The sequence below is a fragment of the Tenacibaculum skagerrakense genome, from assembly GCF_004345825.1.
GTDB classification, from domain to species: domain Bacteria; phylum Bacteroidota; class Bacteroidia; order Flavobacteriales; family Flavobacteriaceae; genus Polaribacter; species Polaribacter skagerrakensis.
The window spans coordinates 102,633-122,958 of record NZ_SLXM01000010.1; the positions used below are offsets into that span (position 1 = coordinate 102,633).

General features: G+C 31.9%; 16 protein-coding genes. 6 read left to right on the plus strand and 10 right to left on the minus strand.

Annotated features, from left to right (window positions below; all coding sequences use genetic code 11):
* Positions 1–45: 45 nt before the first annotated feature.
* Entirely contained in the window at positions 46–1,194 is a 1,149-nt protein-coding gene (locus tag EV195_RS14805; RefSeq protein WP_132795745.1) for a histidine decarboxylase, read from the minus strand.
* A 159-nt stretch (positions 1,195–1,353) separates the two neighbouring features.
* Here EV195_RS14805 and EV195_RS14810 point away from each other — a divergent pair, with 159 nt between their 5' ends.
* The gene (locus EV195_RS14810; protein WP_132795746.1) at positions 1,354–1,806 is read left to right on the plus strand and encodes an Lrp/AsnC family transcriptional regulator; all 453 of its coding nucleotides are present in this window, start codon (positions 1,354–1,356) and stop codon (positions 1,804–1,806) included.
* Between the two features lie 235 nt (positions 1,807–2,041).
* Here the strand turns inward: EV195_RS14810 and EV195_RS14815 are convergent, their stop codons facing one another.
* Genes EV195_RS14815 through EV195_RS14830 form a run of 4 tightly spaced genes read right to left on the minus strand, consistent with a single transcriptional unit; the run spans position 2,042 to position 7,963 of the window.
* On the minus strand, positions 2,042–3,853 hold the full coding sequence (locus EV195_RS14815; protein ID WP_132795747.1) for an acyl-CoA dehydrogenase family protein: 1,812 nt from the start codon (positions 3,851–3,853) through the stop codon (positions 2,042–2,044).
* Positions 3,854–3,881: 28 nt separating this feature from the next.
* Positions 3,882–5,072: an acetyl-CoA C-acyltransferase gene (locus EV195_RS14820; RefSeq protein WP_132795748.1), complete on the minus strand. Its 1,191-nt coding sequence runs from the start codon at positions 5,070–5,072 to the stop codon at positions 3,882–3,884.
* A 3-nt stretch (positions 5,073–5,075) separates the two neighbouring features.
* A complete protein-coding gene (locus EV195_RS14825; protein WP_132795749.1) occupies positions 5,076–7,484 on the minus strand; it encodes a 3-hydroxyacyl-CoA dehydrogenase/enoyl-CoA hydratase family protein in 2,409 nt (802 codons plus the stop codon).
* Between the two features lie 20 nt (positions 7,485–7,504).
* Positions 7,505–7,963 carry a MarR family winged helix-turn-helix transcriptional regulator gene (locus tag EV195_RS14830; RefSeq protein ID WP_132795750.1) on the minus strand — a complete coding sequence of 153 codons (459 nt, stop codon included), beginning with the start codon at positions 7,961–7,963 and terminating at the stop codon, positions 7,505–7,507.
* A gap of 297 nt (positions 7,964–8,260) precedes the next feature.
* On the opposite strand from EV195_RS14830, the gene EV195_RS14835 reads away from it, so the two are divergent.
* The 5 genes from EV195_RS14835 to EV195_RS14855 all read left to right on the plus strand — a co-directional run bounded on the left by EV195_RS14835 (position 8,261) and on the right by EV195_RS14855 (position 13,174).
* The gene (locus EV195_RS14835) at positions 8,261–9,190 is read left to right on the plus strand and encodes an ABC transporter ATP-binding protein (RefSeq protein WP_132795751.1); all 930 of its coding nucleotides are present in this window, start codon (positions 8,261–8,263) and stop codon (positions 9,188–9,190) included.
* Between the two features lie 5 nt (positions 9,191–9,195).
* Positions 9,196–10,521, plus strand: a complete 1,326-nt coding sequence (locus EV195_RS14840) for an ABC transporter permease (RefSeq protein WP_132795752.1) — start codon at positions 9,196–9,198, stop codon at positions 10,519–10,521.
* A 155-nt stretch (positions 10,522–10,676) separates the two neighbouring features.
* Positions 10,677–11,375: a mechanosensitive ion channel family protein gene (locus tag EV195_RS14845; protein WP_317128235.1), complete on the plus strand. Its 699-nt coding sequence runs from the start codon at positions 10,677–10,679 to the stop codon at positions 11,373–11,375.
* 184 nt (positions 11,376–11,559) lie between these two features.
* Positions 11,560–12,018: a hypothetical protein gene (locus EV195_RS14850; protein WP_132795754.1), complete on the plus strand. Its 459-nt coding sequence runs from the start codon at positions 11,560–11,562 to the stop codon at positions 12,016–12,018.
* Entirely contained in the window at positions 12,011–13,174 is a 1,164-nt protein-coding gene (locus EV195_RS14855) for a sigma-54-dependent transcriptional regulator (RefSeq protein ID WP_132795755.1), read from the plus strand. Before EV195_RS14850 ends, EV195_RS14855 begins: the two co-directional genes overlap by 8 nt.
* Before the next feature lie 49 nt (positions 13,175–13,223).
* Here the strand turns inward: EV195_RS14855 and EV195_RS14860 are convergent, their stop codons facing one another.
* From EV195_RS14860 to EV195_RS14880, 5 genes are read right to left on the minus strand one after another with little or no spacing between them, the layout of a single operon-like run.
* Positions 13,224–14,279 carry a succinylglutamate desuccinylase/aspartoacylase family protein gene (locus EV195_RS14860; protein ID WP_132795756.1) on the minus strand — a complete coding sequence of 352 codons (1,056 nt, stop codon included), beginning with the start codon at positions 14,277–14,279 and terminating at the stop codon, positions 13,224–13,226.
* Positions 14,280–14,283: 4 nt separating this feature from the next.
* Positions 14,284–15,627: a DUF3526 domain-containing protein gene (locus tag EV195_RS14865; protein ID WP_132795757.1), complete on the minus strand. Its 1,344-nt coding sequence runs from the start codon at positions 15,625–15,627 to the stop codon at positions 14,284–14,286.
* A 1-nt stretch (position 15,628) separates the two neighbouring features.
* On the minus strand, positions 15,629–17,074 hold the full coding sequence (locus tag EV195_RS14870; RefSeq protein WP_132795758.1) for an ABC transporter permease: 1,446 nt from the start codon (positions 17,072–17,074) through the stop codon (positions 15,629–15,631).
* Between the two features lie 5 nt (positions 17,075–17,079).
* On the minus strand, positions 17,080–19,581 hold the full coding sequence (locus tag EV195_RS14875) for a TonB-dependent receptor (protein WP_132795759.1): 2,502 nt from the start codon (positions 19,579–19,581) through the stop codon (positions 17,080–17,082).
* Positions 19,582–19,602: 21 nt separating this feature from the next.
* Complete coding sequence (locus EV195_RS14880; RefSeq protein WP_132795760.1) at positions 19,603–20,292, minus strand: ABC transporter ATP-binding protein; 690 nt, start codon at positions 20,290–20,292, stop codon at positions 19,603–19,605.
* Between the last annotated feature and the right edge of the window lie 34 nt (positions 20,293–20,326).

Sequence of the window (20,326 nt, forward strand, 5' to 3'; positions counted from 1 at the left end):
TGTGCCTCTTTTTTTGTTTTATATGTACTAAAATGGACTATATAGTTAGTAACACAATAGTTCCTCTTCTATAGGTTTTGATTCCATTTCTGTTTTTACGTCTTCAATAAACAAGTCTATTTGATCTTTAGTAACGTTTGGCATACAAATAATGTGAGTAATATCCTCTTCAGTTGCTAATTGCCATTTATTTTTTAATTCTTCAGATATTTTAGGAAAAACAACTGTAATAGAGCCTGGATTGCTCCATGCATTTATACTGATGTTTTGTAATTCTTGTCTACAATAAGCTGCAACTTCTAAACTATGTTTATAACGTGCTTTTAATCCTTCAACACCCATTTTTTGAATGGCATACCATAAAAATAATGGGCTATGACCATTTCTGGAACCGGTGATTGTTGTATCTAATGAACCGATATAAGAAATTCCTTTTGATACTCGATCACGTAATGAACGTTTCGTAACAATTACTCCAGCAGGAATCGGTGAACCAATAAATTTATGACCGCTTATTGATATACTATCAGCACCATCGATAAAATCAAAAGGACTACGAGGTTCTGCAAATGCACCAAAAGTTCCAGACAAAGCACCATCACAATGAATATAATGATCTTGGATAGCTAATTTTTTTAGAATTCCTTTTATTCTTGAAATATCATCTTTAGCTTCTTTCATGGTAGTTCCATGAGTAGCAAGAACTATAGCAGGTTTATGTCTATTAAACTTTAAAGTTTCTTCTAAATCCTCGTAATCAATCTCTCCATTTTCTTGAGATCGAATAACAATACTTGGAATATTTAACAAGTGAATGTTTTTTCGAACACTGTAATGAGTAGATTCCGAATAATATACCATAGCTTTCGGGTACATTTCTCTAGCAATATATAATCCGTATAAATTACTTTCTGAGCCCCCATTAGTAACATATCCCCAATAATCTTTTGGGTTTGCTCTAAAAAGTTTTGCAAAAAAATCAACTACTTCACGCTCTATTTCATGGGTGTGAACTTTATAAGTACTACTTTCAAATGGATCTCCTAGATTGTTGATTGGATATTGTAAGAAATCATAAAGAGGAGAATAGTCAAAGTCTTTAGATACTGGATAACCTAAAAAAGAATCTCTTGCATTTTTAACTTTATCTAGTAAATCACTTAAACGCTCATTTAAAGAATTATCAATCATCATAAGTTTGTGAAATAATATTTTGGCAAATGTATGTTTTTATAGAAATAAAAACCAATAATAGTATTAAATTAGAAAAATAAACTATTTTTGATTTGTTTTTAAAGTATTAATTCTGCTATAGATAAGCTAATACTTGTTTTTTAGAAATTTCTTCTGATTATGGATATAGTTGACAAAAAAATATTTAATGAATTGCAAAATAATGCAAAGCAAAACACTAAGGAAATTGCTACAAAAATAGGGTTGTCAGTTACACCAACCTACGAACGAATTAAGCGATTAGAGAAAACAAGAGTGATAAAGCAATATGTTGCCTTGATTGATAGAGAAATCATAGGGAAACAAATTATTGCTTATTGTCAAATAACATTATTTAAGCATCAAAAAAGTTTGATTGATGATTTCAAGGAAAAGTTGTTTAATTTATCGGAAGTTATGGAATGCCATCATGTTTCAGGGAATTTTGACTTTCTTATAAAAGTTGCAGTAAACGATATGAATAGTTTTCAGGTGTTCATTAATGAAAAGTTGTCTGTGGTTGAAGGAATTTCAACAATTCATAGTTCTTTTGTGCTCGATTCGTTTAAAGAAACTACAGCGTACCCATTGTAACTTTATTACTACAAATCGTTTTTTTAGTTGAATTTAATTTTATTTTCATTGATAATAATTGCTCAGATGATATTATAATTCATAGTTAGTACTATAATAATCCTTTTTTATAAAAAAGATCACTGAAGTAAATCAGTGATCTCTAAACAAACAACTAAATTCTAAAACCTATAAAAGTTGAAGAAATTTTGTAAAAAACTGCTTTTTACTTAGTTTCAAAAGCAGTTTAGTATTATTAGAAGCAGTATTTATTTTCTGCTTTTAATTTCTCTGCGATTGTATTACGTAATTCAACTACATTAGGGTAGTTTGTATATTTAGTAAAACGCTTTAATCCCATTAACATCATACGTTGCTCATCTCCTTCAGCGAAAGAAATGATTCCTTCTCTACCACTTTTAGTAATGATTTCAACAGCGTTGTATAAATATAATTTAGCCATAGCGATTTGCTCTTTTTGAGCAGCTTCACCAAAACGCTTAACATTCTTTTCAGTTCTTAAAATTGTAGATTCAGCCATGTAAATCTCAATTAAAATATTAGAAGCAGCCGTTAATAATTGTTGATGCTTTTCTAAATCTGGACCAAACTTTTGAACAGCAGAACCAGCTACCATTAAGAATACTTTCTTTAAACGAGCGATGATGTCTTTCTCTTCAGAAAATAATTCAGAAAAATCAGGAGCGTCAAATGAAGGAATACCCATTAATTCATTTCCAACAGCTGTAGCTGGTCCTAATAAATCAACATGACCTTTCATTGCTTTCTTTACTAACATACCTACAGATAACATACGGTTAATTTCGTTTGTTCCTTCATAGATACGAGCAATACGAGCATCTCTCCATGCTGATTCCATTGGAGTTTCTTCAGAGAATCCCATACCACCAAAGATTTGGATTCCTTCGTCAGCACAGTTTTGAATATCTTCTGATACTGCTACTTTTAAGATAGAGCACTCGATAGCAAATTCTTCAACACCTTTTAATTCAGCATCTTGATGAGAATTTCCTTCAGATTCACGAATTGCGATTCTATCTTCAATGTTTTTAGCAGCTCTATAAGAAGCAGATTCACCTGCATATGCATTAGTAGCCATTTCAGCTAACTTCATTTTAATAGCTCCGAATTCAGCAATAGGAGTTTTAAACTGCTTACGCTCGTTAGCATATTTTACTGCATCAGTAATAACTCTTCTTTGAGAATCTAAACAAGCAGCAGCTAATTTAATACGACCAACGTTTAAGGCATTCATTGCAATTTTAAATCCACCACCACGCTCAGATAACATGTTTTCAACTGGAATTAACGTATCGTTAAAGAATACTTGACGAGTAGAAGACGCTCTAATACCTAATTTATGCTCTTCTTCACCTAAAGTTACTCCGTTTGGATTGTTTTTATCATATTCTAAGATAAATCCAGTAATATTTTTATCATTTTCTATACGAGCAAAAACGATAAAGATTTCAGCAAAACCTGCATTTGAAATCCACATTTTTTGTCCGTTAATTTTATAATGCTTACCATCTTCAGTTAACTCAGCAGTAGTCTTTCCTGAGTTAGCATCAGATCCTGCACCTGGCTCAGTTAAACAATAAGCTCCAAACCTTTCACCCATTGCTAAAGCTGGTACGTATTTTTGCTTTTGCTCTTCAGTACCATATAAAGTAATTGGCATAGTACCAATACCTGTGTGTGCACCAAAAGCAGTACTAAAAGATCCTGTACCACTAGAAATGTAATCACAAGTTAACATCGTAGAAACGAATCCCATTCCTAATCCTCCGTAAGCTTCAGGAACAGCAACTCCTAAGAATCCTAATTCACCAGCTTTACGCATAGTTTCTTCTGTTAACGCATAATCTTTTGCTTCAAAACGAGTTTTATGAGGAATAATCTCACGCTCGTTAAATTCTTTTACAGCATCGCGCATCATTGTTTGCTCTTCTGTAAAATCTTCTGGAGTAAATACATCTTCACATTTAGTTTCTTTAACTAAAAACTGTCCTCCTCTAATGATATCTTTATTTAATGTTTCAGCCATTTTTAATAATTTTTGTTCGTTTGAAATGTTAGTTTAAAAATTCAAAAATACCAGCAGCTCCTTGACCAGTACCTACACACATAGTTACCATTCCGTACTTATTTTTCATTTCACGCTTACGCATTTCATCAAATAACTGTACTGATAACTTCGCTCCTGTACAACCTAATGGGTGACCTAAAGCAATAGCTCCTCCATTTACGTTGATGATATCAGGGTTTAATCCTAACTCTCTTATTACTGCTAATGATTGAGAAGCAAATGCTTCGTTCAATTCAATTAAGTCAACATCGTTTTGTTGTAAACCTGCTTGTTTTAATGCTTTTGGAATAGCAGCAACTGGTCCGATTCCCATAATTCTTGGAGGAACACCAGCAGCAGCATAACTTACCATACGAGCAATTGGTTCTAAGTTTAATTCTTTTACCATTGCTTCGCTCATTACCATAACAAAGGCAGCTCCATCACTCGTTTGAGAAGAGTTACCAGCAGTTACAGATCCGTTTGCAGCAAAAACTGGGCGTAATTTAGCTAAAGCTTCAACGCTAGTTCCTTTACGAGGACCTTCATCTTTAGTAACTGTAAACTTACGAGTAGCTTTTTTACCGTTTGCATCTACATAAGTTTCTTCTACTTCAATTGGTACGATTTGATCTTGAAAACGATCTTCAGCTAATGCTTTTAAAGCTTTCATGTGAGAGTTATAAGCAAACTCATCTTGATCAGCACGAGAAACATTATACTCTTGAGCAACAGCTTCTGCAGTATTTCCCATTCCCCAGTAATAATCTTCATGACCAGCATTAACAATATTATAGTTTAATTCTGGTTTGAAACCTGTCATAGGAACAGAAGTCATACTTTCCGCACCACCAGCAATAATACACTCTGCCATTCCAGATTGAATTTTTGCAACAGCCATACCAATTGTTTCTAATCCTGAAGAGCAAAAACGGTTAACGGTAACACCAGGAACATCTACAGAGTTCAATCCTATTAAAGAAATGATACGCGCCATGTTTAATCCTTGAGATCCTTCAGGCATAGCATTTCCCACAATTACATCATCAATACGTTTAACGTCAAACTCAGGAAGTTTTCCCATCATGTATTGAATTGTCTCAGCAGCTAATTCATCTGCTCTTTTAAATCTAAAACCACCTCTTTTTGATTTACCTACGGCAGTTCTATATCCTTTTACTATATATGCTGTTTTCATTGTTTAATTTCTTAATGGTTTACCAGTTTTTAACATGTGCTGAATACGCTCTAATGTTTTACGTTCTGTACATAGACTTAAGAAAGCTTCTCGCTCAATGTCTAATAAATATTGTTCAGATACTTTTGTTGGTTCTGATAAATCTCCACCAGCCATTACATAAGCTAGTTTGTTTGCAATCTTTTGATCGTGCTCTGAAATAAATTTACTTGCTTGCATAGAATCTGTAGCTACCATAAATGCACCTAAAGCTTGCTTACCAAGCACTAATACATCTTTACGGTTTACAGGTTGTGTATAACCAGCTTCAGCTAATAATCTTGCATGTTTCTTAGCTTCTGCAATTTGACGGTCTCTATTAACCACTACAACATCTTTACCTTTTTGTAATAAACCTAAGTCAAAAGCTTCGTAAGCTGATGTTGAAACCTTAGCCATACCGATAGTTAAGAAATATTCTTGAAGAACATTTAATTGTACGTCTCCAGCACGGAAAGTGTCAGATGCTCTTAAAGCCATTTCTTTAGATCCTCCACCACCTGGAATTACACCAACTCCAAATTCTACTAATCCCATGTATGTTTCTGCAGCAGCTACAACTTTGTCAGCATGTAATGATAATTCACATCCTCCTCCTAAAGCCATTCCATGTGGAGCAGCAATTACAGGAATAGAAGAATAACGCATACGCATCATTGTATCTTGGAAGTATTTGATAGCCATGTTTAGCTCATCGTATTCTTGCTCAACAGCCATCATGAAAATCATACCGATGTTTGCTCCAACAGAGAAGTTAGCACCTTGATTTCCTACTACTAGTCCTTCAAAATCTTTTTCAGCTAAATCAACAGCTTTGTTTAATCCAGCTAACACATCTCCACCAATAGTATTCATCTTAGATTGGAATTCACAGTTTAAGATACCGTCTCCTAAATCTTCGATTACAACCCCAGAATTTTTGAATACTTCGTTAGATTTTCTAATGTTATCTAAAATGATGAATGAATCTTGACCTGGTTTTTTAACCTGAGCTTTTTCATTTACATCATAATAATAAGTAGCACCTTCTTTAACAGTATAGAAAGCAGTTTCTCCTTTAGCAACCATTTCAGTTACCCAAGCAGCAGGTTCTTTACCCTCAGCTTTCATTAATTCGATACCTTTTTCAACACCAACAGCATCCCAAATTTCGAACGGGCCGTTTTCCCATCCGAAACCAGCTTTCATGGCATCGTCAATTCTATATAATTCGTCAGAAATTTCTGGAATTCTGTTTTGAACATAAGCAAACATTGCAGCGAAGTTTTTACGATAAAACTCACCTGCTTTGTCTTTACCACCAACTAATACTTTAAATCTATCAATCGGCTTGTCAATCGTTTTCGTTAATTCTAAAGTAGCAAAAGAAGCTCTTTTGTTAGGACGATATTCCATCGTATCTAAATCTAACGTTAAGATTTCTTTCTTACCTTCAGCACTTACCGATTTTTTGTAGAAACCTTGTCCAGTTTTGCTTCCTAACCATTTGTTTTCCATCATTGTATTGATGAAACCTGGTAGTTTAAATAATTCGTGAGCTTCATCATTTGGACAGTTATCGTAAATACCATTAGCAACGTGTACTAACGTATCTAATCCAACTACATCTACCGTACGGAAAGTAGCAGATTTTGGACGGCCAATTACTGGTCCGGTTAATTTATCTACTTCCTCAACAGTTAAACCTAATTCTTTTACTTGATGGAATAACGATTGAATTCCGAAGATACCAATACGGTTTCCAATAAATGCAGGAGTATCTTTAGCTAAAACAGAAGTTTTCCCTAAAAACTTATCTCCATATTCCATTAAAAAGTCTGTAACCTCTGGTTTACAATCTGGACCAGGAACAACTTCAAATAATTTTAAGTAACGAGGAGGGTTAAAGAAGTGTGTTACAGCAAAGTGTTTTCTGAAATCTTCACTTCGTCCTTCATTCATAAACTTAATAGGAATACCAGATGTATTTGAAGAAATAATTGTACCAGGTGTTCTGTATTTTTCAACCTTTTCAAAAACACTTTTCTTAATATCTAAGCGTTCTACCACAACCTCCATTACCCAATCTACATCTTTAATCTTGTGTAAATCGTCATCAATATTACCAGTTGTAATTCTATCTGCAAATTTCTTGTGGTAAATAGGAGATGGTTTAGATTTCAAAGAAGCTGTTAAAGCATCTTTAACTAAACGATTACGAACAACTTTGTCTTCTAGTGTCAATCCTTTTGCTTTCTCAATATCGTTTAATTCTCTTGGAACTATATCCAAAAGTAATACATCAACACCGATATTGGCAAAGTGACAAGCAATTCCTGATCCCATAATTCCAGATCCGATAATTGCTACTTTTTTGATTCTTCTTTTGCTCATTACTTGAATAGGTTTGATTGTTATACAGCCTCAGAAGACATATCTCCATATATCTGTTTATCGGCTATAAGTTTGTTTATGATTTCGGTTACTTTAAAAAATGAATTTATTTCGGTTTCGGTTAAGTTTTCACGTATTTTATTATTGAATTGATATACATGTCCTTTCGAGATTTCTCTTTTCTCTCTACCGAATTCTGTAAGTTTTATAATAACACTCCTTCCGTCCTCAGGGTTTTTCTCGCGAATTATTAAACCTTTATCTTCCATTGATTTTAAAATTCTAGAAAGACTAGTTGGTTCCATTCCCATTAAAGGACCTAATGCCGTAGAAGGAGTTCCTTCTTCGATATCTATATTAAGTAACACAAATGCCATAGCCATTGTACTATCATGTTTTGAGGCTTGCTCATTATACATTTTAGCCACGGCTTGCCATGTTGCTCTTAATTGATGATCTATTGTTTTACTTTTATCCATATTAGCGATTCCAAATATACAGAAATTTATTATGCGTGCATAGTAAATTGAAAAAAAATTATGCATGCATAATAAATATTAACAATTAATTAATACAGAAAACTGAGATTATGAGATTATAACTGCAATATTTTTAAGGGATTATCAATTTTTTTGGAAAAACAAAAAAACGAAGAGTTTTGTTTTTTTGCTGATTTATAGCCAATCATGTAACAAATCAGAATCTAATTCTACTAATCTTTCGAAAGTATGTATGTTTGTACTACATCTTACTAAACTAAAAATCAACTTAAGCCTATGAATAACTTATTAGAAATTAATAATGTAGTAAAACGTTATGGGGATTATACTGCATTAAATGATGTTTCTATGCATATCCCGAAAGGAAGTGTTTTTGGATTACTAGGTCCAAACGGAGCAGGGAAGACTTCACTTATTAGAATTATTAATCAAATAACAATGCCAGATAGTGGAGACATAATTCTGGATGGAGAAAAACTAGCTCCTAAACACATTGCACATATTGGATATTTACCTGAAGAAAGAGGGTTGTATAAATCTATGAAAGTAGGGGAACAGGCTTTGTATTTAGCTCAATTAAAAGGAATGAGTAAATCCGAAGCTAGACAAAAACTCAAGTATTGGTTTGATAAATTTGATATTGGTGCTTGGTGGAACAAGAAAATTGAAGAGTTATCGAAAGGTATGGCGCAAAAGGTTCAATTTGTTGTAACTGTATTGCATTCACCTAAACTATTAATTTTTGATGAGCCTTTTTCTGGATTTGACCCAATTAATGCACAACTAATTGCTAAAGAAATATTACAATTAAGAGATGAAGGATCAACTATTATTTTCTCTACACATAGAATGGAGAGTGTTGAAGAAATGTGTGATCATATTGCATTAATCCATAAGTCAAATAAAATTTTAGATGGAAAGTTAGAAGATATTAAGAGACAATATCGAACTAATGTTTTTGAAATTGGATTTAAAACAGATAATCAAGATTTGATTTTAGGAGAATTAAAAGAAAAGTTTGAAGTAAGTACTGCAGATTTTAAATCGTTAAATGAAGGTTTAAAACTAAAAGTAAAGTTAATCAATGGTAATACATCTGGAGATTTGTTATCATATTTAACTTCAAAAGGAGAGGTAAATCATTTTGTAGAAATGGTTCCTAGTGCAAACGATATTTTCATTCAAGCAGTAAATAAAACTCAATAAAGGTTATGGACAAGTTAAAATTAATTATACAGCGAGAATTTTTAGCGAAAGTTAAAAATAAGTCATTTATTATCATGACATTTTTGAGTCCATTACTAATGGTAGGAATGGGAGCTTTGGTGTATTTCTTAATGAAGAAAAACGAAGAAAAAGTTAAAAAGATTGTTTATGTAGACAACTCGGGAATTTTTTCTAAAGAAACTTTTAAAGATTCTAAAACTGTAACCTATGAAGATTATACAAAGTTAGGTGTAGAAGAAACTAAGAAGAAAGTTGAAGAAGGAAATTATTACGGAGCATTGATTATTCCTAAAAAAGATAGCTTAGAGATTTTAGCAAACTCAATAGAGTTTTATTCTAAAGATTCTCCTGGTTTATCATTTATGGGAGAAATTGAGAGTAAAGTAGAAACAAGATTGAAAAACTTAAAGCTTACAAAATTTGGTATTGACTTAGAAAAAATTGAAGCTTCTAAAATTTCTTCAGATATAAAGATGTATAATTTTTCTGGAGAAGAATCTACGAAGGCCAAAAACGTTGCAAGTATTATTGCTGGTGGAGCAGCTGGTTATTTACTATTCATGTTTGTTTTAATTTATGGAACTTCAGTAATGAGAAGTGTTATTGAAGAAAAGACAAGTAGAATTATTGAAGTGATAATTTCTTCTGTAAAGCCATTCCAATTAATGCTTGGTAAAATTATAGGAAATGCTTCTGCAGGTTTGGTACAATTTTTTGTTTGGGGAATTATCATTTTCATTTTAAGTATGGTGTTACCAATGGTTTTTGGAATTGATATGACCGAAATGCAATCTACTAGAGTTACACCAGAGCAAATGGAAGCAATGAAAGAAGCTGCTGGAGGTGGGAAACTAGAACGATTAATAAAAGAGGTTTTAGATCTTCCTTTGTTAAAAATGTTTACCCTTTTTATTTTCTATTTCTTTGGTGGATATATGTTGTATAGTTCTTTATTTGCGGCAATTGGTGCTGCTGTAGATAATGAAACAGATACACAACAATTTATGACTCCAATAATGTTACCGTTAATATTAGGTGTATATGTGGGATTCTTTACCGTTATCAATGATCCTCACGGACCGATATCTGTTATTTTTTCGTACATTCCGTTCACCTCTCCAATAGTAATGTTAATGAGAATTCCATTCGGAGTAGCTTGGTGGGAAATAGCTTTGTCTCTTTTCTTATTAATAATTACCTTTATGAGTTCCGTATGGATTGCTGCTAAAATTTATAGAGTAGGAATTTTAATGTACGGTAAAAAAGCAAATTATAAAGATCTATGGAAGTGGATTCGATATAGTTCTTAAACATATAGTTACAAGCAATAATGGATGAATTAAAGAAATTTTTAAATTATTCCTTTAAATATAATGATCACATAAGTATTAGTGTAAAGTCTTTGCTAATACTTTTTGTGATTATTATGCTAGTTTCTTTTTTGTTGAAACTGTTTAGAAGGTATGTGCAGAAGAAACTTCAAGAGCAAGATCAAAATAAATTTGATACTGTTTTTTCTTTTGGAAAATGGTTGTTGTATATCATTATTTTCCTAATTACACTTCAAAGTTCTGGAGTTGAAATAACCGCTTTTTTTGCTGCATCTGCTGCTTTATTAATTGGTGTTGGTTTAGCGTTACAAACCTTTTTTCAGGATATCATTTCTGGAATTTTCATCATTTTAGATCAAAGTGTGCATGTTGGAGACATTATTGAGTTAGACGGAAAAGTTGGTAGAGTAGATGAAATTAGATTGCGAACAACCAGAGCAGTTACCATTGACAATAAAGTATTGGTAATTCCAAATCACTTATACCTAACAAATAGTTTATTCAACTGGACGCAAAACGGAACAACTACTAGAGAAAGTGTTGAGGTTGGTGTAGCGTATGGTAGTGATGTTGAACTAGTAAAAGAATTATTAATAAAAGCAGCTTCAAGTCATCCTAAAGTTCTTGAGTTTCCTGAGCCGGTTGTGTTTTTTACAAACTTTGGAGATAGTTCGCTGGATTTTAAACTTGTTTTTACTTTAGATGATAGTTTTCAAGCAGCAATTCCTAAAAGCGATATTAGATTTACTATTAATAAATTATTTAAAGAAAATAATATTTCCATTCCTTTCCCACAGAGAGATGTACATATTATTGAGAATCCTAAGAAGTAAATAGATAAATTCTAAATAATTTTTTATGAAGATGAGAAAGATAATCAGCTTGATAACTCTTGTTTGTTTTATCTTGTTTTGGATTTTCAGTTTCATTGAGTTCGAATCATCTATTATGATTGTCGTACTTCTTATATCCTTACTTGTGAGTATTAAGACCTTCAAGGTTATTATGTTTTATTATTTGAAAAACAAAAGAAAAAAGTTAGGAGAGCTTGAACTGTTTACAGGTAAATATAGAGACTTTTTGATATCAATAGTAGTTGTAGCTTTATTGTATTTTAGTACTAAATATTCCTATTTAATTGATTTTGCTCCTACGAAATTTCTAAATTATTTTTTTGACATTTCTCGAAATCCACTACCATATTTTATAATTTCATTAGCGTGTCTTATAGGAATGTTTCTAACTAATAATCATGTGTTTTATATAACAGAAAGCGGTTTGATTACTTTCGGAAATTACTTTGAATCGTATTTTTGGAATGATTTTATTGAGTTTTCAATAATTGAGGAACAGTCTTTGATTAGGTTTAAAAAGAAAAACAATAAATTTCTTTTTGTTAAGTTCGAAGAATCGTATTTTGAAGAAAATAAAGAAGAAATTTTAAAAGTATTGAATAAAAACATACTATATGTCTAAAATATTAATCATAGAAGACGAAGCTGCAATTCGTAGAGTATTAAAAAAAATTATTTCTGAAGAAAGTGATAGTTATCAAGTAGAAGAAGCTGAAGATGGTTTAGAAGGTATTGAAGCTATTAAGAATAACGATTACGATTTGGTATTATGTGATATTAAAATGCCAAAAATGGATGGTGTAGAAGTGCTTGAAAAAGCTAAAAAAATAAAACCTGAAACGCCTATTGTAATGATTTCTGGACATGGTGATTTAGATACTGCTGTGAATACAATGCGTTTAGGAGCTTTCGATTATATCTCTAAGCCACCCGATTTAAATCGTTTATTAAATACAGTTCGCAATGCTTTAGATAGAAAAGAGTTGGTTGTTGAAAATAAGCGACTAAAAAAGAAGGTGAGTAAAAACTATGAAATGATTGGAGAAAGTGAGGCGATTACCCACATAAAAGATATCATTGAAAAGGTAGCAGCAACTGATGCACGTGTTTTAATTACTGGTCCAAACGGAACAGGTAAAGAGTTGGTAGCACATTGGCTACACGAAAAATCTGATCGTTCTAAAGGACCGATGATTGAAGTCAACTGTGCGGCTATTCCAGCTGAGTTAATAGAAAGTGAATTGTTCGGTCATGTTAAAGGAAGTTTTACCGGAGCAAATAAAGATAGAGCGGGAAAATTTGAGGCTGCTAATTCAGGAACTATTTTCCTTGATGAAATTGGAGATATGAGTTTGTCCGCTCAAGCAAAAGTTTTACGAGCGCTTCAAGAGAATAAAATACAACGTGTAGGTTCTGATAAAGATATTAAAGTAAACGTTCGAGTAGTTGCAGCTACCAATAAAGATTTGAGTAAAGAAATTGATGAAGGACGTTTTAGAGAAGATTTATACCATCGTTTAGCAGTTATTTTAATTAAAGTACCTGCGCTGAATGATCGTAGAGAAGACATTCCGTTATTAATAGATTTCTTTGCAGATAAAATTGCACAGGAGCAAGGAACACCAAAGAAAAAGTTTTCTGATGAAGCTATTAAATTACTTCAAGAATACGATTGGACTGGTAATATTAGAGAGTTACGTAATGTTGTTGAGCGACTTATAATTCTTGGAGAGAAAACAGTATCTAACAATGATGTGAAGTTGTTTGCCAGTAAATAAGCCAAACAAATAAATTATAAAAAAAGAAGAGCATTTTGCTCTTCTTTTTTTACTTTTTACTTTTACCAATAACAAGAATAGTTTCATTTTTATTCACTGGAGGAGTACCAGTAATGATTAAAATAACTCCATCGGATTTAGCGTATATAATTTCTTGAATATTTCCGAAGTAATCAGTTACAGTACCTACTTCCATTCCTTTAGTAACATAGTCACCTGATCTTTTGTTAGCGTAAAATATTCCATTAAAAGAACTTTTATGATAAGTTCTTTCTGTGATATAATTGTAGCGTTTGTTGAATCTTGGGTTAGGTGAATCAATTGTCATTTCAAGATGTTTCATCATATTTAACACTCCTGATTCAATTTGATGAACTGATTTATTTTCAACTTTACCAAGTCCTCCGCATTCAATATCAACGGAAGGAATTCCTCTTTTGAAAGCTTCTGCTGAACAATACAAACTAGGCAAATTCTTTTTCATAAAACTTTTACCATTTGTATTAAATACTACAGTATTTTCGAACAAAAGAGATTCTGCCATTTTTTTCCCTTTTAAAGAGGTGTTTGGGAAAGATGAATTGGAATAGTAAGCTGAGTAGCTCATCAAATCCTCAGAGGCATCACCTCCATGAATGTCAAGAAAATAGTCTGATTTAGAGATAACTTCTTTAGTAATAAAGTTAGCGATTCTTTCGCTAATTGTTCCATCTTTTTTTCCAGGAAACATTCGGTTTAAGTTCTTGTTATCTAACGGATTTACAAATGGTGAGCGCTTTTGAAAGCTTGCTAAATTTGAAATTTGCACTAGAATAACAACTCCTTTTAAAGATTTTGGATTGATACTTTTAATGAGTTTCTGTCCAGCAAGAATAGGTGGGTATTCATAACCGTGAATTCCAGCTGTAATTCCAAGCGTTTTTCCATCTAGAATTCCGCAGAAAACGGTAACTGGTATAATTGTAGAATTATTAGTGTCATTAATTGGAATTTCAAAATGTTTTTTTGTTCCTGGTTTTACCTCTTCTCCAAAAAAAACGAAGGAAGATTGTCCAGATATTTTGAAATAGAATAGGAGTAGTATAAGAGAAATTAGATGTCTCATTTGTCTAAAAGTTTTTCTTTGCAATTATAAAACTCAGTCCGAATAACATTAACGTTATTATTATAATTGGTAATGATTTTTTGAAAATATTAGTAACTCTCAAATTATTATAATACTCTGGTTTATATTTTTTCCAATTAACAGTTTCAGCATTTACATTGTCAAAAATTTTAGGATAAAAATCTAATCTTAGTTTTTCATGAAAATCAGAGGTAGCGTTTAAGAAATTCATATGATCACATAAGCTTGTTTTAGCAATTGAATTCATGCTTAATTGAACTTGTAAAGGAGGGAAAAATTTAGCAATAGTTTTACCTAATTGTTCCCTCTTTCTAATCTTTTCATTCATTAAATCTCTTTCTATGCGAGATTCATCATCTCCCATTTGCTGCATAGCATAATACCATAACCATGAGAATCCTTTTTCTTGTAGTTTATAATGTTTAAACTGAGGATAATGTTTGTAGAACTTATCCATTGTCGCTTTTTTATCGGTATCCCATTTTTTATGATATTCATCACGCTGTTTAATAGTCATTGTAAAAGCTTCCTCCACAGAATACTTATTTGTAATGTAATTATTGACTAAGACAGGAAGAAAAACAACCAAAACAAGCCAAGAAGTTAAAAGTATAATTGCATTTGCATTTGAAGAACGCCTTTTAAGAATAACTATCAAACTGACTGCAAACCAAAAAACAACATATAAGAGGCTGATGATTGTAATGTGCCAAAAATTAGCATTCAACGGAATTGATAAGAAGATTTTTGCTGATGTAAGTAAAATAAAGAATACGACAAGTACGAAAGCAAATCGAATAGACAATTTAGTTAATAGGTATTTTATTGGAGAACTTCCTTGTAATATTACCATTTTCCAAGTTCCTTTTTCTTCTTCGTCAGATAATAGATTAAAGTTTAAAGCAATAATAACTAGAGGAAAGAGAAATATAATTAGAAAACTAAAGTCTAAATTTCCTACTTGTAACCGCATTGGGTTTACTAAGTCAGTATCATATTTTTGTCCTTCTAAATTTAAAATTTTTACATTTTGAATATGTGAGTTTACATCGCTTTGTCCAATAGCAATTCCAGCAATTGGTTCTAAAGGTTTTACAAAAGAAAATTTTAAATAATAAAGTAGTAACCCAATGTCTGTTTTATGTAGTTCTACTTGTGTTTCAATATGTTTTTTTTGTTGCTCAATGGTTTGTTCTACAGCAACTTGTTTTTGAGTTAAAAATTGTTTTCCAGTAGTAATACTTAAAGCTCCTAATACTAGTAAAATCGAAAATGCTAGAAGTACTGTTTTAGATCGGAAAAATTGTTTGACTAATAATTTATACACTTTAGATGATTTTAAAACGATTAGAGAATTTCACTGTAATTAGTAATAAAACAAAGAACCAGAAAACTAGTGATGCTAGAGCTGAAAATTGATTTCTGATAGTTTGTGAAACTGTAATAAATTGATAACTAAATCGAGGAGCAGATTGCCAATATTCTTTTTTAACTACATGTACTTTTCCTTCACTACTTTTCGCTTTATTACTTATGAACTTCATCTGTAATTCATTCATGTATTGAGATTGTTTGTAGCGATAATCTTCTGTTTGATTTAGGAAACTAACATAGGTGTTAAAATCGGTTCCTGATAAACTCATAGATAAGTTTTTAATAGCCAAGTAAGGATTCAACATAACTAATCCGTTAGCGATGCTATTCTGGTTTTTATAAGAATCGATTAATTTTTTCTGTTGTTTGTTGTATATAGAGGCAGTTTGTTCTTCTCCTTTACTCATTAAAAAACCACTATAATTAAAAGGTAATTCTTTTACATCAGTAACATTATGAATTTTGAGTATAGAGTCTTTAAGCCTATTAAAATAAGGGTCATTTGGATTATGGCTATCTCCTTGTTTTGACACTTCTTCTTCAACAGCTGCTCGGAACGCTATTTTAGAAAGATTGGGATATAATGAATTCCCTATAACTTGTGAGGTTTTTGGAATAATGATAAAGAATAGAAGCCAGCCTCCTAATAGAGTCAAAAGAGACCTGTTTGAGTTTGTGCTTTTACCAGAAATTAGAACAGTTGTAAAAGATAATATTAGATAAAAAAGTATATAAAATACACTTATCATTAAAGCTCTCATGACTATTGAGCTATTTAAAACATCATCTTGAATTATTGTGATACTCCACAAAGCAATTAACCCTGGGATAAAGAATAAAGTTGAAACTAGAAATAATCCAACTGATTTACCAAAAAGGATATCCTTCATATTTATACCTTGGGTGTAATAAATTTTTAAAGTTCCATTTTCTTTTTCTGAAGTAATAGCTGAATACCCTACAAAAAATACAATTAATGGAAGTATGAGTTGTAATAACATAGCGATATTTAAATCTCCAAAACGTACCAACCCTGTAGATAAACTAGCTTCTGAAAAGTTTGCGGTATTTTGTCTATGTGCTTCTAAGAAAATTGCATTTCCTGTATAACTCTCTATACCTGAATCAAAAATGGTTAAAGGATGTTGCTCTCGAAAGGCAAAAGTCCCGAAATGAGCCATTCTATGTGGATGTTTATCAGGATTGTCTTCCCAACTTTTTCGTGCTTTATCTTGATGATGTTCAGTAATATGATGATTGTTTTCATATGCATTCCAACCATCAATAGTAACATATATTAACACTGATATAAAAACAGCTAGCAGTCCCAAAAGACCTTTTGAATAAAAGGTCTTATTGAAAAACTGCTTAGCTATTAATAGGACAACTTGTACCTTCATATAATTTAGAATTTATATGTAGCGTTTAATAGAACATTTCTTGGTGCACCAGGTCCTAATCTTGACGGATTTAAACCTCCTAACCAATATGTTGTATCAAATAAATTGTTTAATTTTAATGTTAACTGAATTCCAGTATTGTCTGGTTTGTAGTAGACTGCTGCATCAAAAACTGTGTAATCGGGTAATAATACTCTATCTGTGCTGTATGTAGGGTTATACCAAGTAAATCTTTCATCAACATATTGAGCACCTAGCCCAAGTCCAATTCCACTTAATTTAGAATCTGATTCAAAGTCAAACCTACCCCAAACGTTCGCATTGTGTTTTGGGGCTCCACCGATTCGTTCCCCTACAAATTCAGGAATAGCATCTTCTTCAATAGTAGCATTGTTATATCCGTAAGAAGCAGTTAATTGTAAGTTAGGTAAAATATATCCAGAAATATCAGTTTCAAAACCTCTACTTCTTTGTTCCCCTCTTGTTGTTAAATTGTCTAAATCATAAGTATCTCCCAGTAAGATGTTCTTTTGAGTGATATCGAATATGGCAAAATTTGCAAAGATTTTTCCATTTAAGAATTCTGCTTTAGCACCAACTTCAATTAAACTACTTTCCAATGGATCAAATCTACCAGGTGAAGCTGCCCAAAAGAAACCTTCAGCAGATGGAGATAATGAAACGGTATTAGTATGAGGTTGAAACCCTTGTAAATATGTTGCGTATGCACTAATTTCTTTGGTAACCTCATAAGTTAAACCAAGTCTAGGAACAAATGCACTTGTTTTAAATTCTTGCTCGTCACCTTTATAATCAAAAATATCAGTAAACCATTCGTAACGTAAGTTTACCAAAGCAGAAAACTTACCTATTTTAAATTGGTTTTGAATATAAATTCCGTTTGAAGTATTTAAATTCGCAGGAATTGAAAGTTCAGCAAGATTATATGCATTGGTATTTCTTGCTCCGTTAAATGGATCTTCTAAGTTAAAATGTGGAACTGCAGGAACTGGCATGGTTACACCATTAACTACCATTTGCTGAAAGTTACTTGGATTACTAGGGTCGTAATTAGCTTGTCCACCGCTTACAGTTAAATATCTTCTTGCACGAAGAAATCCTGCACCAATTTGTCTTTCCCATCTTGTACCGTCATATCCAAACAATAATTTATTTGTGATATCATCATTTTTAATGTCATAATTAAAAAAAGCGCTATAATTATCGGTCTCCCAGAATTGTTGTCTTCTATCGTAACGCATTCTAGCTAAGGTTGGAATTACATTTCCATCGATATCAACTGCAGTTCCGTCAACTCTATGTTCAGCTAAATCTTCGTCCCAAGTTTGCTTCATGTATTGCGCGTTGAAACCAAAAGTCTTACTAAACTTTTTACTAAAGTTAGCCATAAGGATTAACTCCTTAGTTTTGTAATGGTCATTCGATGCTCCAACATTCATAGTTATTGGCGTACTATTTAAATCAAATTCTCCATTAATTACTCCGAAAATTGGCTGACCTCTATCTAGATTACCTTCGGCGTCATTGTAAATCATTTCAACATTAAAAGATGTATTTTCATCAGGAATGTAACTGAATGAAGGATTTACTAAAATTGCATTATTGTTTACAACATCTCGGAAAGAATCGGCTTCTTGAAATGCGGCATTAAAACGATACAGTAATGTTTTTGATTCATTTAAAGGTCCAGTGAAATCAGCAGTTGCTCTTAAAGTACCAAAACTTCCTGCTGCTAAGCTTACCGAATTTCTTTTTTCTACTAATGGTTTTTTCGTAACCATGTTAACAGTTCCACCAGGATCTGCACTGGAGAATGTAACAGACGACGGACCTTTTATTACTTCCACACGTTCAAGATGTGAAGTAATTGGTTGTAAAAAGTAGTATTGACGAGTACGCATTCCATTAATCATTTGACCATCATCGGCCTGCGTAATACCTCGAATATTATAATGATTGTACAATCCAGTTAATGCGACATTACTTACTGTTTTAACTGCTTCTGTTAATTGAAAAGCTTGTCTATCTTCAATAAGTTCTTTTGTTACAGATGAAACCGCCTGTGGTAATTCTTTATTTTTAATTGCAATTTTTGTTGCTGAAAAAGAATAATCACTATTGTAATCGTTTCGTTGTCTTCCTAGAATTTCAACTGTTTGTAAATACTCTTCTGATTCAAGTAGTGTTAAAATTCCTAAATCGAAATCTTGATCTTTAGAAACAATAATGTTTTTTGTAATAGTATTGAATCCAACATAAGTTACGTTGATAGTAAATTCACCTTCAGTATTTATTTCAATACTAAATGTTCCATCTGAGTTGGTTGAAACTCCCTTTTGTTTAATTGATTTATTTGATAAAATAATATTTGCTCCAAGAACTGGATCATTATTGGCATCTAAAACTTTCCCCGTTATTTTAGATTGCGAAAAACTTACCTGTACTGCAAAAAAGAGAATTGCAAGTACAATTTTACTTAACTTCATTTTTAGGTTTATTATTATTGATTAAATTGTTTTTACGTATAATTCTTGTAATTGTTGTGCTGAAATATTTTCTGTTTCAGCAATGTGTACTAGAGTCCCTTCTTTCATAATACCTATTCTAGCACAAATATTTACCGCGTTAAATATGTCATGAGTGGCCATTAAAATTCCCACACCATTTGTAGATAATTCTTTGCATGTTTTGGCAAATTCTAATGATGCTTTAGGATCTAAACCAGAAGTTGGTTCATCCATTAATATGTAAGAAGCGTTTTTTGCTAAAGCAATGGCAATCCCCACCTTTTGTCTCATTCCTTTAGAATATGTAGATAGTTTTTTCTTAAACGCCTCTTCTTGTAAGTTTGCCTTTTCTAAATACTTAAATAATTCTTTCTCAGAATAATTAAACCCAGCAATTCTACTGAAGAAATCTAAATTTTCTACACCTGATAAGTTACCGTATAATTGAACAATTTCCGGAATATAAGCTATTGAATTTCTGTTTGATTTTTTAGTTACTGGATGGTTATCGATCAAAGCTTCACCAGAAGTGGGCTCTAATAGACCAAGAAAAATATTAATTGTTGTTGTTTTTCCAGCACCGTTTTGTCCTAGTAAACAGAATATTTCTCCAGGAGCAACTGAAAAATCTAAATTTTTTAGCGCTAATTTGTCATTATAGCGCATACTAAGCTTTTTAGCTCTTAGCATAACGTTGTGTTTTATAAAGAATGATTAATAAATA

Bases quoted from the DNA above. Each gene is read 5' to 3' on its own strand.
- EV195_RS14805 (WP_132795745.1), bottom strand. From the start codon at position 1,194: ATGATGATTGATAATTCTTTAAATGAGCGTTTAAGTGATTTACTAGAT.
- EV195_RS14810 (WP_132795746.1), top strand. From the start codon at position 1,354: ATGGATATAGTTGACAAAAAAATATTTAATGAATTGCAAAATAATGCA.
- EV195_RS14815 (WP_132795747.1), bottom strand. From the start codon at position 3,853: ATGGCTGAAACATTAAATAAAGATATCATTAGAGGAGGACAGTTTTTA.
- EV195_RS14820 (WP_132795748.1), bottom strand. From the start codon at position 5,072: ATGAAAACAGCATATATAGTAAAAGGATATAGAACTGCCGTAGGTAAA.
- EV195_RS14825 (WP_132795749.1), bottom strand. From the start codon at position 7,484: ATGAGCAAAAGAAGAATCAAAAAAGTAGCAATTATCGGATCTGGAATT.
- EV195_RS14830 (WP_132795750.1), bottom strand. From the start codon at position 7,963: ATGGATAAAAGTAAAACAATAGATCATCAATTAAGAGCAACATGGCAA.
- EV195_RS14835 (WP_132795751.1), top strand. From the start codon at position 8,261: ATGAATAACTTATTAGAAATTAATAATGTAGTAAAACGTTATGGGGAT.
- EV195_RS14840 (WP_132795752.1), top strand. From the start codon at position 9,196: ATGGACAAGTTAAAATTAATTATACAGCGAGAATTTTTAGCGAAAGTT.
- EV195_RS14855 (WP_132795755.1), top strand. From the start codon at position 12,011: ATGTCTAAAATATTAATCATAGAAGACGAAGCTGCAATTCGTAGAGTA.
- EV195_RS14860 (WP_132795756.1), bottom strand. From the start codon at position 14,279: ATGAGACATCTAATTTCTCTTATACTACTCCTATTCTATTTCAAAATA.
- EV195_RS14870 (WP_132795758.1), bottom strand. From the start codon at position 17,074: ATGAAGGTACAAGTTGTCCTATTAATAGCTAAGCAGTTTTTCAATAAG.
- EV195_RS14875 (WP_132795759.1), bottom strand. From the start codon at position 19,581: ATGAAGTTAAGTAAAATTGTACTTGCAATTCTCTTTTTTGCAGTACAG.
- EV195_RS14880 (WP_132795760.1), bottom strand. From the start codon at position 20,292: ATGCTAAGAGCTAAAAAGCTTAGTATGCGCTATAATGACAAATTAGCG.